15 protein-coding genes are annotated in these 13350 nt (G+C 69.7%); 8 read left to right on the forward strand and 7 right to left on the reverse strand.

What is annotated here, in order from left to right; all coding sequences use genetic code 11:
* Nucleotides 1–108 precede the first annotated feature (108 nt).
* From ACTH43_RS01595 to mshD, 4 genes are all read right to left on the reverse strand, one after another.
* A complete protein-coding gene (locus ACTH43_RS01595) occupies nt 109–1251 on the reverse strand; it encodes a phosphate ABC transporter substrate-binding protein PstS (RefSeq protein ID WP_441443172.1) in 1143 nt (380 codons plus the stop codon).
* A 269-nt stretch (nt 1252–1520) separates the two neighbouring features.
* Nucleotides 1521–2159: a DUF4190 domain-containing protein gene (locus ACTH43_RS01600; RefSeq protein WP_441443173.1), complete on the reverse strand. Its 639-nt coding sequence runs from the start codon at nt 2157–2159 to the stop codon at nt 1521–1523.
* 190 nt (nt 2160–2349) lie between these two features.
* Entirely contained in the window at nt 2350–3294 is a 945-nt protein-coding gene (locus tag ACTH43_RS01605) for an NUDIX hydrolase (protein ID WP_441443174.1), read from the reverse strand.
* Between the two features lie 3 nt (nt 3295–3297).
* Nucleotides 3298–4197: a mycothiol synthase gene (gene mshD, locus ACTH43_RS01610; RefSeq protein WP_441443175.1), complete on the reverse strand. Its 900-nt coding sequence runs from the start codon at nt 4195–4197 to the stop codon at nt 3298–3300.
* Between the two features lie 170 nt (nt 4198–4367).
* Here mshD and ACTH43_RS01615 point away from each other — a divergent pair, with 170 nt between their 5' ends.
* The 6 genes from ACTH43_RS01615 (at nt 4368) to ACTH43_RS01640 (ending at nt 9481) form a co-directional block, all read left to right on the forward strand.
* Complete coding sequence (locus ACTH43_RS01615) at nt 4368–5117, forward strand: hypothetical protein (RefSeq protein ID WP_441443176.1); 750 nt, start codon at nt 4368–4370, stop codon at nt 5115–5117.
* Between the two features lie 238 nt (nt 5118–5355).
* Entirely contained in the window at nt 5356–5997 is a 642-nt protein-coding gene (locus tag ACTH43_RS01620) for an FABP family protein (RefSeq protein WP_441443177.1), read from the forward strand.
* On the forward strand, nt 5990–7111 hold the full coding sequence (ygfZ, locus tag ACTH43_RS01625) for a CAF17-like 4Fe-4S cluster assembly/insertion protein YgfZ (protein ID WP_441443178.1): 1122 nt from the start codon (nt 5990–5992) through the stop codon (nt 7109–7111). Before ACTH43_RS01620 ends, ygfZ begins: the two co-directional genes overlap by 8 nt.
* Before the next feature lie 165 nt (nt 7112–7276).
* Nucleotides 7277–7711 (forward strand): hypothetical protein, encoded by a 435-nt coding sequence (locus tag ACTH43_RS01630; protein WP_441443179.1) that lies wholly within the window; start codon nt 7277–7279, stop codon nt 7709–7711.
* Nucleotides 7708–9030: an FUSC family protein gene (locus ACTH43_RS01635; RefSeq protein ID WP_441443180.1), complete on the forward strand. Its 1323-nt coding sequence runs from the start codon at nt 7708–7710 to the stop codon at nt 9028–9030. The genes ACTH43_RS01630 and ACTH43_RS01635 overlap by 4 nt, the downstream gene beginning before the upstream one ends.
* Before the next feature lie 133 nt (nt 9031–9163).
* Nucleotides 9164–9481 carry a DUF2516 family protein gene (locus ACTH43_RS01640; protein ID WP_441443181.1) on the forward strand — a complete coding sequence of 106 codons (318 nt, stop codon included), beginning with the start codon at nt 9164–9166 and terminating at the stop codon, nt 9479–9481.
* 196 nt (nt 9482–9677) lie between these two features.
* Here the strand turns inward: ACTH43_RS01640 and fbaA are convergent, their stop codons facing one another.
* The gene (gene fbaA, locus ACTH43_RS01645; protein ID WP_441443182.1) at nt 9678–10706 is read right to left on the reverse strand and encodes a class II fructose-bisphosphate aldolase; all 1029 of its coding nucleotides are present in this window, start codon (nt 10704–10706) and stop codon (nt 9678–9680) included.
* A 220-nt stretch (nt 10707–10926) separates the two neighbouring features.
* Between fbaA and ACTH43_RS01650 the strand changes: the two genes are divergently transcribed.
* Both ACTH43_RS01650 and ACTH43_RS01655 read left to right on the forward strand, forming a co-directional pair.
* Nucleotides 10927–11112, forward strand: a complete 186-nt coding sequence (locus tag ACTH43_RS01650) for a hypothetical protein (RefSeq protein ID WP_441443183.1) — start codon at nt 10927–10929, stop codon at nt 11110–11112.
* A 26-nt stretch (nt 11113–11138) separates the two neighbouring features.
* Nucleotides 11139–11675, forward strand: coding sequence for a hypothetical protein (locus ACTH43_RS01655; protein ID WP_441443184.1), 537 nt, complete (start codon nt 11139–11141; stop codon nt 11673–11675).
* 66 nt (nt 11676–11741) lie between these two features.
* Here the strand turns inward: ACTH43_RS01655 and ACTH43_RS01660 are convergent, their stop codons facing one another.
* Nucleotides 11742–12380: a TrmH family RNA methyltransferase gene (locus tag ACTH43_RS01660; protein ID WP_441443204.1), complete on the reverse strand. Its 639-nt coding sequence runs from the start codon at nt 12378–12380 to the stop codon at nt 11742–11744.
* Nucleotides 12381–12472: 92 nt separating this feature from the next.
* Nucleotides 12473–13222, reverse strand: a complete 750-nt coding sequence (locus ACTH43_RS01665) for a DedA family protein (protein ID WP_441443185.1) — start codon at nt 13220–13222, stop codon at nt 12473–12475.
* Between the last annotated feature and the right edge of the window lie 128 nt (nt 13223–13350).

Genomic DNA, 13350 nt, shown 5'->3' on the forward strand with positions numbered 1-13350 from the left:
GGGGCCGCCCGCTGTCTTGGGGGGGTGGTGTGGGGTGGGGTGGGCCTTGGGGGGGGGGGCCCGGGGGCCCGGGGGGGGCCGGCCCCCACACCGCTGTGCAAGGGCAGGTCAGCCGACGGTGATGCCGTCGATCGATGCCTGAGCCTCAGTGCGCAGCTCCTCGGAGATCGGTGCGGAGCCGGCGTTCTGCTCGCCGACAGCCTGGCCGTCCTCGGAGATGATGTAGGACGCGTAGGCCTTGACGGCCTCGCCCTCGGCGGAGTCGGCGTAGGAGCCGCACAGCGCGAGGTAGGAGATCAGGACGATCGGGTAGACGCCGGACTCGGTGGTGGTGCGGTCCAGTGCCACGACGATGTCGTTCTCAGCGCGACCCTCCTCGCGCGGCGAGACATCCACAGACTTCGCCGCGGCGGCGGAGCTGAACGGGACGAACTCCTCGCCGACCTGGATGGCGGCGGTGCCGAGGTTGCCGGCCTGCGAGGCGTCGGCGTAGCCGATGGTGCCGTTGCCGCCCTCGACCGCGGAGATCAGACCGGAGGTGCCGTCACCGGACTGGCCGCCGTCGATCGGCCAGGTCTCGATCGGGCCGTGGCTCCACGCCTCGGGAGCGTTCTCCGAGAGGTACTCGGTGAAGTTCTCGGTGGTGCCCGAGTCGTCCGAGCGGTGGACCGGGACGATCGGCAGATCGGGCAGGGTGGCGTCGGGGTTGAGCTCGGCGATCGCCGGGTCGTTCCAGGTGGTGATGGTCTCGGCGAAGATCCCGCCGATCACCTCGGGCGAGAGGTTCAGATCCTCGACGCCGTCGAGCTTGAAGACGACCGCGATCGGGGAGATGTAGACGGGGAGGTTGAACGCCTGCTCACCGTTGCAGGTCTCGGCGGAGGTTGCGAGCTCCTCCTCGTCGAGGGCGGCATCGGTGCCCGCGAACTTCACCTGGCCGGAGAGGAACTGCTCTCGGCCGGTGCCGGAGCCGGTGGGGTCGTAGGTGACCTGGATGTCGCCACCCTCGGCCCCCACGAGGCCCATGAAGGACTCGGTCCACGCGTTCTGGGCGTTCTGCATGGAGGACGCGCCGGAGCCAGCCAGGTTGCCGGTCAGCTCGGCGTAGCCGCCTGCCGAGGCGCCACCGTTGTCCGAGCCGGCGTTGCCGCCGTTCTCTGCTTCGGCACCCCCACCACAAGCGGTCAGCGCGAGGCCGCCGATGAGTCCGAGTGCGGCGAGCGAGACGAGCTTGTTCTTGCGAACCTTCACTGCGAGTCCTTTCGGGGCCGGGGGCCCGCGGATGCTGTCCTACTGGAAGTTCTGACAGCGGGGACGCTAAGGAGGGCAGATGACAGGCCGCCCGCTCTCGCATGAACAGCAGGTGAACTCCCCACCGGGCAGCATGAACTTGCAGGTCAGAACCAGGATACGAACAGGTCACAGTGCTGCTCGTCACGGAGCGCGGGAGTGGCCTGCTCCACCGGGAGCAGACCGTGCGGGCCTGACCTGGATGAGCCAGGCGGAGGTGCCCGGACGAGTCAGGCGGAGGTCGCCCCGGCGATGATCGCGACGATGACGAAGGCGAAGTAGAGCACGAAGAAGAGGAACGGGATCAAGCCGATCAGGGACGTCACCAGCCCGGCGATCGCGAGGCCGCGGCCGCCCTTGGGGTTGATCGCCGTCGGTCCCGTCTCCTTCATGCCCTTCATGGCGAAGATGATGCCGACGGGCGCGGTCAGCCCGGCGCACATGGTCAGCGCCAGCAGGCCCAGAACGAAACCCGTGATGCCCGCTCCGGAGCTCGGGAGCGGAGGCGGGAACTGCCCATAGCCGGGAGGTCCCGACGGATGGGTCCCGTACTGCTGCGACCCGTACTGCGGGGATGAGTCGTAGGAGGCGACGGCGTATCCGCCGGACTGTGCCGGCGCGGAGGAGCTGAAGACCGGGCCGAACCCGTCGGCCTCCAACGGGTCTGTCGCATACGGGTCCTGCGCAAACTGGTTCTGCGCATACGGGTCGCTCGCATGGGCGTCGACTGAGTAAGGGTCAGTCGCATAAGGGTCAGGCGCATAGGGGTCGCTGCCGTACAACGGCTCTCCCCCGCGTCCCTCACCGCTGGAGCGGCTCCCGGGTCCCCCGTTGTAGTCCGGCAGACCGCCTCCGTACCCTGCGCTCATCTCTGTCCGTGCCCTTCCCCTGGCCCCTGGTCCCTGGCTGTCGTCTTGTCGTTCGTCGTGCCTGTCCTGGCCATCGAGTCCGGCGTGACCGTCCCGGCCGGCGTACCCGTCATGCGCGTCATGCGCGTCATGCGCGTCGTGCTCGTCGTGCTCGTCGTGCCCGGTGTGCTCGCCGTGCGCATCAGGCTCGTCACCCGATGTTCGGCAGGTGACGCTCGATCGCGACCACCGTGCCGCCGGCAGTGGTGTGGAGCAGCAGCGCCTCCCCGGCGGCGAGGAACGGATCCTCCCGCGGCAGCTCGAGCGCCGCCCCTTGCTGGGCGACTGCCCGCACCGACTCGATCACGGTGGGCAGCACCGGGCGGTGCGTGCACACCACGGTGGGACGGGCCTCGCGCAGCACCCGATCGATCACCGCGGCGGTGCGCGAGGGATGCGCGGCATGCGCCGCCTCGGTGAGCTCATCCTTGGTTCGGACCTTCAGCCCCTCGACCTTCGCCAGCGGCTCGACGGTGGTCAGGCAGCGCTGCCAGGGGCTGCTCACCACACTGGCCGGGTCGAAGGCATCCAGCAGGGCCGGCAGCGCCTGGGCCTGCTTCTTCCCCTTGCTGTTCAGGGGCCGGGACTCCTCGCTCTTGCGCCACTTCGCTCGCGAGACGGCGGCGCCGTGGCGCTGGATGATGATCGGCACGGTCCTGAGCTCGTCGGCGTCCAGGAATCGGCGCAGCGCCACCAGGGGCACCTGGTCGCCCTGCCGGGTGACCAGCTGCTCCGCCTCGTCGAGGGGAACCCAGCGGACCTCGTCGACCTCACCGCGGTTCTTGGGGCCGGGACCGATCTTCGCCCGTACGGTGGCCGTCCAGTACTGGACGATCTTCGTGCGGCCGTCCGGCAGCAGGTACACGGAGGCCGGGAGCGGCCGGTGCAGGCGCACCCGATAGCCGGTCTCCTCGGCGACCTCGCGCACCGCCGCGGCCGGGAACGTCTCGCCCTTGTCCAGCTTCCCCTTGGGGATCGACCAGTCGTCATAGCGGGGGCGGTGGACGAGCAGCACCTGTATCCCCTCACCCTTCTCCCGCCAGGCGAGAGCGCCGGCGGCGAGCACGGGTGGTGGCTTCCCGGGGGCGACGAGCATCGATCAGCCCCTCTCTGCCGCGCGCATCTGGACGTCGCGGCCCGAGACGGTGAAGCCCCAGTTCTCGTAGAGCCGCAGCGCCGGGGTGTTGTCGGCCTCGACGTAGAGCTCCACGCCCGGGACCCCGCCCTGCTGCAGGCGCGCCAGCGCGGTGGCCATGAGCAGACCCGCCACTCCGTGCCCCTGCACCGAGGGGTCGGTGGCGACCACATAGATCTCGGCGTCCTTTGTGCGATCACCGGGGTGCTCGCGCTTGATCCACACGAATCCGACCAGTTCGTCATCGCGCAGCGCGACCAGCATGTCCTCGGCGTCGAACCACGGCTGTGTCAGCCGCTGATCGAGGTCCGCGCGGGTGAGCGCCCCCTGCTCGGGATGGTCGGCGAAGGCGCGGGCGTTCACCGTCACCCAGCGCTCGGCATCTCGTCCTGCCTCGAAGCTCGCCAGCCGCAGCCCCTCGAGGCTCGAGGCGGGGATCGCGGGCAGCGGGTGCGTCGCAGCGAGGTCGCGGTGCAGGGTGAGCAGGCGGCGGGTCTCCTGCAGACCGGCGGCGGCGAGGAAGGCGAGGGATCCCTCGAGCGCGCCATGCGCCCAGACCCCTGCATCGGGGTGCAGGTCGAGCGCCTCGCGCAGCACCGTGGTGCCATGACCGCGACGGCGGTGCGCGGGATGGACCATTCCTTGGACGGTGCCGTCGGCCAGCACGCTGGCATAGGCGAGCAGCGCGGCGTCGGCCTCGCCCCCACCCGTCCCCTCGAGCAGCAGATGCTGGGCACTGCCGCCGTCGAGCGCGAGCAGGGCCGCTTCATCGAGGGCGGCAACGCCATCGTGCTGCGTGGCCGTCTCGAGCAGGTCGCGGACGGCGTCCCGCTGCGTCGCCGACACGGCGGCCGTGATGATCATGGGGTCCTTCCGGGGACTCTGCGGCAGTGCTGACCTCCTGCGGCCGACGGCCGGATGAGGTGCACGAGTATGCCGTCACCTGCGGGCACTCGTAGACTGCCACTGTAGCGCCCGAGGCGGACCCCTCGTCGGCGTGACCTGAGACCGGAATCGACTGCCTGGGAGGACCTGTGACCGCTCCCGAGCGCGCTCCCCTCGGGGCCGCACTCGCGCTGCTGCTGAGCGTGGTCTCGCTCACCGGGGCGATCTCCCCGGCGCTGATGGCGGCCACCGTGGCGCTGCTCTCCCTGCTGATCGGGCTGGCCTGGCCGACGCTGCTCGAGCTGCCCTCCCCCGGCGGCACCCGGATCGTGGTCGCCGGGACCGGGATCCTCGGCGCACTGATCACGGTGCTCGCTCCGGAACGGTTCACGCCGATCTCCGGGGTCGTGATGATGTGCGCGGCAGGGGTGCTCGCCTCCTTCGTGCACCAGATGCTGCGCGCCGAGCGGCGCGAACTCACCGAATCGCTCACCGGAACCGTCGCCGGAGTGTTCGTGGTGGGGATCGCCGCCTGCTGGGTGATCGCCCAGACCGGGGCGGACGCCGCGGGTGCGGGCATGCTGGTGACCGCGATCTCCGCCGGCCTCGCCGGCACGCTGCTGCTGAACTCGACCCCGCTGCCCACGATCCTGCGGTTCCTGCTGTCCGCGCTCGTGGGGACCGCGGTGACCGCGGTGCTCGCGGTGACCCTGGCCGGGGTCGCGCCACTGCTCGCGGCGGGCGCGGGACTGGTCACCGCGATCGGGGCGAGCTGCGCTCACCTGCTGGTGGGCTCCTCACTGGTCGCGAAGGAACCGGTCCCCTCGCTCGCAGTCGCGGCGGTGCCGGTGGCGACCGTCGGGGTCGTCGCGCACCTGATGGTGCTGCTGCTCGTCTGAACTGTTCACGCCCGGCCGTGATGCCACTGCTCACGCCCGCGTGTGATGCCGGTTCCCGCCCCGCCATGATGCCGCGCGCAGCCGCCTCCTCACGGCCTCCAGGGCGATAGACTGTGGGGCATGTCCGCGCTCTCGCTTCTCTTCATCGCCCTCGTCGTCCTGGTGGGCGTCGGCACGCTCGCCTTCGCCGTCCTGGTGCTCACACGACTGTTCAACCGCTGAGCGACCTGCGGCACCGATGCCCATCACGCTTGACACCTCACTTCCTGAGTCGCTGTACCCCCTGGCCTGGCTGATCGGCAGCTGGGAGGGCAGCGGCGCACTCCAGCTGCCTGATCAGGACGTCCCCGACGCCCGCATCGAGCAGCAGCTGGAGTGCACGGCTGCCGAGGACGGCACCCTGCGGTGGCGCTCACTGATCCACCGCGTCGACCTGCCCGCACCCTTGCCGCCCACCAGCGTCTTCGCCCGCGACGAGGCGGAGGGGGACGCCACGCCGGCGAGGCAGGGCTCCGGGGAGCGCACCCTCCTGCACCGGGAGGAGGGAAGCTGGACCGTCGGCGATCTGCTGCCCGGCCAGGACCGTGCCGTGTCCGAGGCCGCGAAGCCCGGCACCCCTGCGAGCTTCCTGTCCTATCGGCTCGACGCCCATCTCACGCGCCGCGGCGAGAGCCCGGAGCTGTGGGTCGGAGAGGTCCGCGGCCCCCGAGTCCAGCTGGCACTCGACAGCACCGACGGCGAGGTCTCCGAGACCCGCATGTTCGGGTACGTGCGCGGTCGTCTGATGTGGCTGTGGGAGCGTCGCCTCCCGGTGCCTGACGGCCCCCCCGGCGAAACCTCGTTGGCCCCCTATCTGTCTCTGGAGCTGCACCGTGTCTGATCCCGCCCATGTCGTCCGTCCCCTGCTGAGCACCCGCGCGGTCCTCGGGGAGGGACCCGATGCGGGAGTGCCCGCCCACTACGGGGCCCCGCTGCGCGAGCAGCGGCATCTGCTGGACGGCACCGCGGTGGTCGACCTCGGCCACTTCGAGCTGCTCGAGGTCCGGGGCGCGGACGCCCGCAGCTGGATGACCACGATCACCACCCAGGTCCTCGCCGGCACTCCCGTCGGCTCCTCCTCCTCGCTCGCGGTGCTCTCCCCGCAGGGCCGCGTCGAGCACATGGCCTCGGCCGTGGTGCTCGAGGACGATGCGCTGCTGCTGGTGCTCGATCCCGGCGCCCGGGCAGGGCTCCGCCACTACCTCGAGATGATGCGCTTCGCGGCCCGGGTCGAGCTGACCGACCGTGACGATCTGCGTGTCCTCGGCGCCCTCTCCCCCGCCCCTGAGGTGCTGCCTCAGCTGGGCCTGCCCGCACCTTTCGCCGTCTGGTCCGAGCCCTGGCCGCAGGTCGCCCCGGGCGGCGTGGCCTACGGCCCCGATCCGGAGGACCCGGTGGGCGCCGTCCTCACCGTCTTCGAAGCCGCCGCGATCGAGCAGCTGCCCTGGCAGAGCTCGCACCTGGCCGGGATGAGCTCCTGGGAGGCGCTGCGGATCGCTGATCACCGCGCCCGCGGAGCCCGCGAGGTGGACGAGCGCTCCATCCCCCACGAGCTCGACCTGCTGCGCACCACCGTGCACACCACCAAGGGCTGCTACCGCGGCCAGGAGACGGTGGCGAAGGTGCTGAACCTCGGCCAGCCACCTCGACGGCTGGTCATGCTCCACCTCGACGGCTCCCAGGATCTGCCCGCCGCGCCGGGCGGCGAGATCCGGCTCGGCGGCTCGGAGGGGAAGGTCGTCGGGACCGTCACCTCTGCCGCCCTGCATGCCGATCTGGGCCCGATCGCCCTGGCAGTGGTGCGCCGCGCCGTCCCGCTGGATGCGGGGCTTTCGGTCCAGGTCCCCCTGGGGGACGCCGACGGGGAGACCTCATCGGTGTGGATCGACGCCACCCAGGAGCCGATCGTGCTGCCCCGTGAGCATGGCGGCCGCCCCGCCACCGCCAAGCTCTGAGGGACAGTCCTCCACGACCCGCTTCACGGCCCTCCTCACGGCCCTCTTCACGGCCCTCTTCACGGCTCTCTCCATGACGCCCTCCACGACGCCCTCACGGTTCCGGCACCGCCCTCCTACGCCACTGCCCGGTGCAGAGGCCGCTCAACTGGAACAATGGGGTGCATGAGAGCTGAGGGTGACGAGCAGGACTGGAGCCGGCACCGCCGCGAGGCGTTCGAGGTCAAGGAGCAGGCGATGCGTGCCGCCCGCCTGCAGGAGCACGAGCAGGCCACTGCGATGATCCGCGAGGCCGTCGACCGTTTCCATGCCGCCGGCATCTCGCCCGTCGCGCTGCGCGCCCGGCCCTACCAGGGCGGCGGCACACTCCGCACCGGCCTCGAGGGCTGGTACCTCAAGAAGGACCGCAGCCTCGCGATCGACGCCGAGGGCCACTACTTCGTGATGCGGGTCGACGGCGGTCTGCGGGCGCGGCTGCGCGGCGCCGCCCCGGCACCGACCTATGCCCCGCTGGTCGTGGGGCGGGGCGGGCGCGACGGGGACTCCTTCCGCCTCGAGGAGCTGCTGGAGATGCGGCTGCAGGACCCGGTGCCCGCATGACCCCGCGCACCCCTGGCAGCAGCGCCCCCGCTGGCTCCAGCTCCCGGACGATGGGCGCGCTCCTCGAGCAAGCTCGCCACACCGTGCGCCAGTGGTTCCTCAAGGGCGTCTCCCGCGGCCACCGAGACCTGCTGACTGTGGGCCGAGCCGCGATCGCCGCGGCCCTCGCCTACCTGGTCAGCGGGTTCCTCTGGAACCACGAGCACCCCTTCTTCTCCTCGATCGTCGCGTTCATCATCATCGGCTTCGGCATCGAGAAGAAGATGCGCAAGATCGTGGAGATGTCCTGCGGCGTGATGCTCGGCGTGCTGCTGGGCGAGCTGGCGCGCGGGCTGCTCGGCTCCGGGACCTGGCAGATCCTGGTGGTGGTCTTCGGCGCCGGGATGCTGGCGCGCTTCATCGACTCCAGCAACCTCTTCGGGTTCCAGGTCGCGATCCAATCACTGCTGGTGATGATCATGCCCGTCACCCCCACCATGACCCCGGGCGGGCGGGCGCTGGACGCCGTCACCGGTGTCGTGGTCGCGATCATCATCCATCTGCTGCTCTCGGGCGATCCCCGCCGGCTCCAGTCCCGGGCGGCAGCCTCCTTCTATCGGGAGCTCGAGGACACGCTGGTGAGCCTGGCGCTCTCCGCACGCAGCGGCGACCGCGGCGTGGCGCAGGCGGCGCTGAAGAAGCTCCGCGAGGTCTCCCAGAAGTACACCGACGAATGGTCCCTGGCCAATGACGTGGCCAACGAGATGGCGACCTTCTCCCCCTCGGGGCTGCGCCACGCCGACGATGTGAACCGGCTGCAGCACCTGCTGGTGGGCTCCGATCGGGCCATGCGGAACATGCGCGTGATCGCCCGTCGCGAGGTGGAGTTCCTCGAGGCGGTGCGCGGGGACGCCCATTCCCGGCTGGCCGATGCGCTGCTGGCCGCACGCGATGCGGTGCTCGAGCTCAGCAACGCCGTCTCGCACGAGGATGTCGACTTCACCGAAGCTCGGCGCAAGCTGCGCCTGTTCTGCTCCTACCTCTCCCCCGAGATGCTGCTGCGCAATGACGAGGGGATGCGCCCGGGTCGGGCCGGGCACTTCGAGGGTGTGACCCTGACGATCCAGCTGCGCTCCCTCGCGATCGATCTGCTGCAGGCCACCGGACTCAGCGCCGCGGAGGCCAAGCAGTTCCTGCCGAGCCTGGTGGTCGCCGCGGACGGCGATGCGATCGGCCCCCGCCCGATGACGATGGAGATGCGCGCCCTCGAGCCGCCAGCCACCACCGAGGCGCTCGAGCTGCTGATCACCGATCGCTCGGATCCCGACCGGCGACGCTGAGCATCTCCCGGGTCCGGGCGGCGCGTGCGGGGCCCTGCGCCACGCCGCCTGCTCGGGACCTCGGCCGGTTCGCTCCTGGCGTGTACCCGCCGGGGTCCGGGAACTGCCCAGCCATCACCCGTATCCTGAAGCGATGATCGCGCTCATCCAGATGTGGATCTTCCTCGTGCTCGCCGTGGCCCTGCTGGCGGTCGAGCTCTGGGCACTCGTCAACGCCCTGCGCTTCCGTCCCGACGCCTATGTGGCCGCGGGCAAGCGCACCAAGGTGTTCTGGTGCGTGCTGACCGGCGTCTCCGTGGTGCTGGGCTTCCTGTCGCTCCCGTATCCGGTGGGCCGTGGCAGCTCGATGCTGTTCATGATCGCCGGTGTGGTCATCGCCGGAGTCTTCCTGGCCGATGTGCTGCCTTCCCTGAAGCGGGTCATGGGCCGCGCCCAGGGCAACCGCTGGTGACCAGCTGCTGAGCAGCTGAGTACCCGCACGCTCATCCGCACTGGCGCGCCGGACTGCCGGGCGCAGACGACGAAGACCCCGGAGCCGAAGCCCCGGGGTCCCGTGGAGTGCTGAGTCGATCAGGCTGAATCCATCGCCTGATCTCCTACCGCTCGCGCGCTCGCAGTACGTCGATCAGGCCAGACTCATCGCCTGATCAGGCCTGGTGCGTGCCGGCGGAGCGGAGGTTCTCTGCCGCCTCGACCAGGCGTGCGGCCAGCCCGGCCTCTGCCTTCTTGCCCCATGCGCGGGGGTCGTAGGCCTTCTTGCTGCCGACCTCGCCGTCGATCTTCAGGACGCCGTCGTAGTTCTCGAACATGTGCGAGACCACGGGGCGGGTGAAGGCGTACTGGGTGTCGGTGTCGATGTTCATCTTGATGACACCGTTGTCGACCGCGGTGCGGATCTCCTCGAGGGAGGAGCCGGAGCCACCGTGCATGACGAGGTCGAACGGCATCTCCTTGCCGTACTTCTCGCCGACGGCCTTCTGGATGTCCAGGAGGATCGACGGGGTGAGCTTGACGTTGCCCGGCTTGTACACGCCGTGCACGTTGCCGAAGGTGAGGGCGGTCAGGTAGCGGCCGCGCTCGCCCAGGCCGAGCTTGGCGGCGGTCTTCATGCCGTCCTCGGGGGTGGAGAAGAGCTTGTCGTTGGAGACATCGGCGACCACGCCGTCCTCCTCGCCACCGACGACGCCGACCTCGATCTCGAGGATCTTCTTGGCCTCGACGGACTTCTCGAGCAGACGCTCGGCGATCTCGAGGTTCTCGTCGACCGGCACGGCGGAGCCGTCCCACATGTGCGACTGGAAGAGCGGGTTCAGGCCCTTCTTCACTCGGTTCTCGAGGTCCCACTCGATCAGGGGCTCGACCCAGGTGGGCAGAACCTCCTTGGCGCAGTGGTCGGTGTGCAGCGCGACGTTGATCGGGTAGTTCTTGGCGACTGCGTGCACGAACTCGGCGAGCGCGATCGAGCCGGCGACGCGGTCCTTGACGGTGGAGCCGGAGAGGTACTCCGCGCCGCCGAAGGACACCTGGATGATGCCGTCGGTGTTCGCCTCGGTGAAGCCCTGCAGGGCTGCGATCGCGGTCTGCGAGCTGGAGACGTTGACTGCGGGGTAGGCGAACTTGCCTGCCTTCGCGCGATCGATCATCTCTGCGTACTGATCCGGGGTTGCGACTGCCATGAGGCACTCTCCTTCGCTGACGGGATGGGAGACGACCGGCGGGGCGGGCCCGCGCAGGGTCGTCCTATCGACCTCATTGTTCCACAGCGACCGGGACGCTTCCTGTCCGCAGGTCCCCGTGGACAGATCCCCAGGTGTGCACCGCCGTGCGCCGTCAGAACGGGCGGAGCTCAAGGAAGATCACAGCGCGCTGACCCGCACGGGACTGCGAGGTCTCAGCATGCGCAGCAGCCTCCTCGAGATGGACGAGCTCCAGCTCTCCAACCCCCTCAATGCGCAGTCTCTGCCCGACATCGAGGCCGATCACACCGGGCGAGGAGATGCTCAGCTCCCGACGGGTGAGGACCTCGAGCCGCGCCTGGCTACGGTGCAGTGGCTGTCCGTACGATGGGGAGAACTCCCCTGACCGTGCTCTGCGAAGGAGCCCTCTGCATGAGACGAGCACGAGCCTGGATGGTGCTGATCGTCGTGGCGATGGGAGCCACCACCGCCTGCGCGTCCGGAGCTGTCGAACCTGGCATCCCGGCGGACACCTCGGGTCCGCTCACCCTCCCGCAGGCCGAACAGCTGATCGAAGAGCCGCTCGGCGCTCTCGCCGAATCCGTCTCGGAGAGCACCGACGAATATGCGTCGTTCTCCGCGGATATCCCTGCCGAGGTGCAGGAAGTCAACGGGAACTGCCTGTATGTCTCGACCGTCTATCACAGCACGCAGCAGGTCGACAGCAAGGGGTGGGGCGCTCTGGCCGATGCGGTGCGTCCGCAGATGACAGCGTGGGAGATGGACACCAGTGCGCTCGACCGTGAGGAGCGTGCCATCGGCGCTGGACTGCGCGGACAGAATCCGCACAACCAGGCGGAACTGACCGTGCGGGCCTGGAATGACCACCTGGACGAGGAGCTGGACGGTCCCACGATGGGGCTGGAGATGACTGTGCAGGTCCCGCTCATGGACTCGGAGTGCAGCTGACCCGGCTCAGCGTGCGGATGATGCGGCCCGGAGTACGGCTGGCCAGGCTGGCCGGCACGGTCGGGATCAGCGCAGGGGCCCGGAGGGGAGCTCGGCGTGCTGCAGGACCCAGCTGTGCATCGCGATCGCAGCGGCGGCGGCGACGTTGATGGAGCGAGTAGAGCCGAACTGGCTGATGCCGACCACGAGCTGTGCTGCTTCGAGGATCTCGGCGCTCACGCCGGGCCCTTCCTGACCGACCACCAGCACCGCGTTGTGGGGCAGCGGGGTGCGCTCGATCGGCAGCGCTCCCTCGACCAGGTCGATCGCCACGAGCGGGCGTCCCTCGGCGCGAGCCCAGTCGATGAGGTGCTGCGCGTCGGGGTGGTGGATCTCGTGCTGGTAGCGGTCGGTGACCATCGCGCCGCGTCGGTTCCAGCGGCGCCTGCCGACGATGTGGAAGGCGCCGACGGCGAAGGCGTTGGCAGTGCGCACCACAGACCCGATGTTCGCGTCGTGCTCGAGGTTCTCGATCGCGACGTGCAGCTCGTGGCGATGGGTGTCGAGCTCGGCGATGATCGCCTCGCGACGCCAGTAGCGGAAGCGGTCCTCGACGTTGCGGCGGTCCCCGTGCTCGAGCAGCTCCGGGTCGAAGCGCGCGTCCTCCGGCCAGGGGTGAGGATGCGGTCCGACTCCGACTTCTCGCGATACGGCCGGGTGGGACATGACCTCCGCGCCGGCTCTTTCCACCGCGCCGGGGCCGTCAGGCACATCGTGGCCGCCGGGCACGCCGCGGGCATCAGGTACTTCGGTGCGGGTCACCGGCCGTCGGTCCGCTCGTGCCCGGCCGTCTGTGCGTCCCCCTGTGAGTCGCCGTGCGGGCCCTTCTGCGAGTCCTCCTGGGAAGGCTCCTGCGCATCCTCCTGGAGGTACTTCTCATCGGGGTCCGGAAGTCCCAGCTCGCGACGCTTCTTCTCCCGCAGGATCAGCCTGACCACGAACCACAGGATCACCAGCGCGATGACCGCGTAGGCGACCTTGGAGAAGATGTCGGTGTACGGCTCGATCACGGTCCAGTTGCTGCCCATGAAGTAGCCGATGGTCAGGAAGATCGTGTTCCAGATCGCGCTGCCGGCGGCCGTGAGCAACGTGAAGATGGCGATCGGCATCGCGTACAGGCCCGCCGGGATGGAGATCAGGGAACGGACCCCGGGAACGAAGCGACCGAAGAAGATCGCCTTGTGGCCGTGCTTGTCCATGAACGCGACGGACTTGTCGTAATCCTCGACGTGCACCAGTGGCAGCCAGATGACGATCTTCCGCAGACGTTCCGGTCCCAGGAGTCGCCCGAGGCCGTAGAGCACCCAGGCCCCGACCACGGAACCGGCCACAGACGCCAGCAGCATCATCCAGTAGGAGTTCTCCGGTCTTGCGGAGGCCACGCCGGCCAGCGGGAGGATCACCTCGGAGGGGATCGGGGGGAACAGGTTCTCGGCAAAGATCAGCAGGAAGACACCGAAAGCGCCGAGGCTGTTCATGGTCTCGACCGCCCAGTCGACGATGTTCATGCAGGTCTCCTCGCGATGGGGGTGCTGATGGGCGGATCTGCCCGGCGGCGTTCAGAGCACGGGACATCCGCGTTCAATGCTATGCGGTGGCGGGTGCTGCCCGAGTGACCAGCTGGTCACGTCCCCAG

It is taken from the genome of Brachybacterium sp. (genome assembly GCF_052095815.1).
In the GTDB taxonomy this organism is placed as follows: domain Bacteria; phylum Actinomycetota; class Actinomycetes; order Actinomycetales; family Dermabacteraceae; genus Brachybacterium.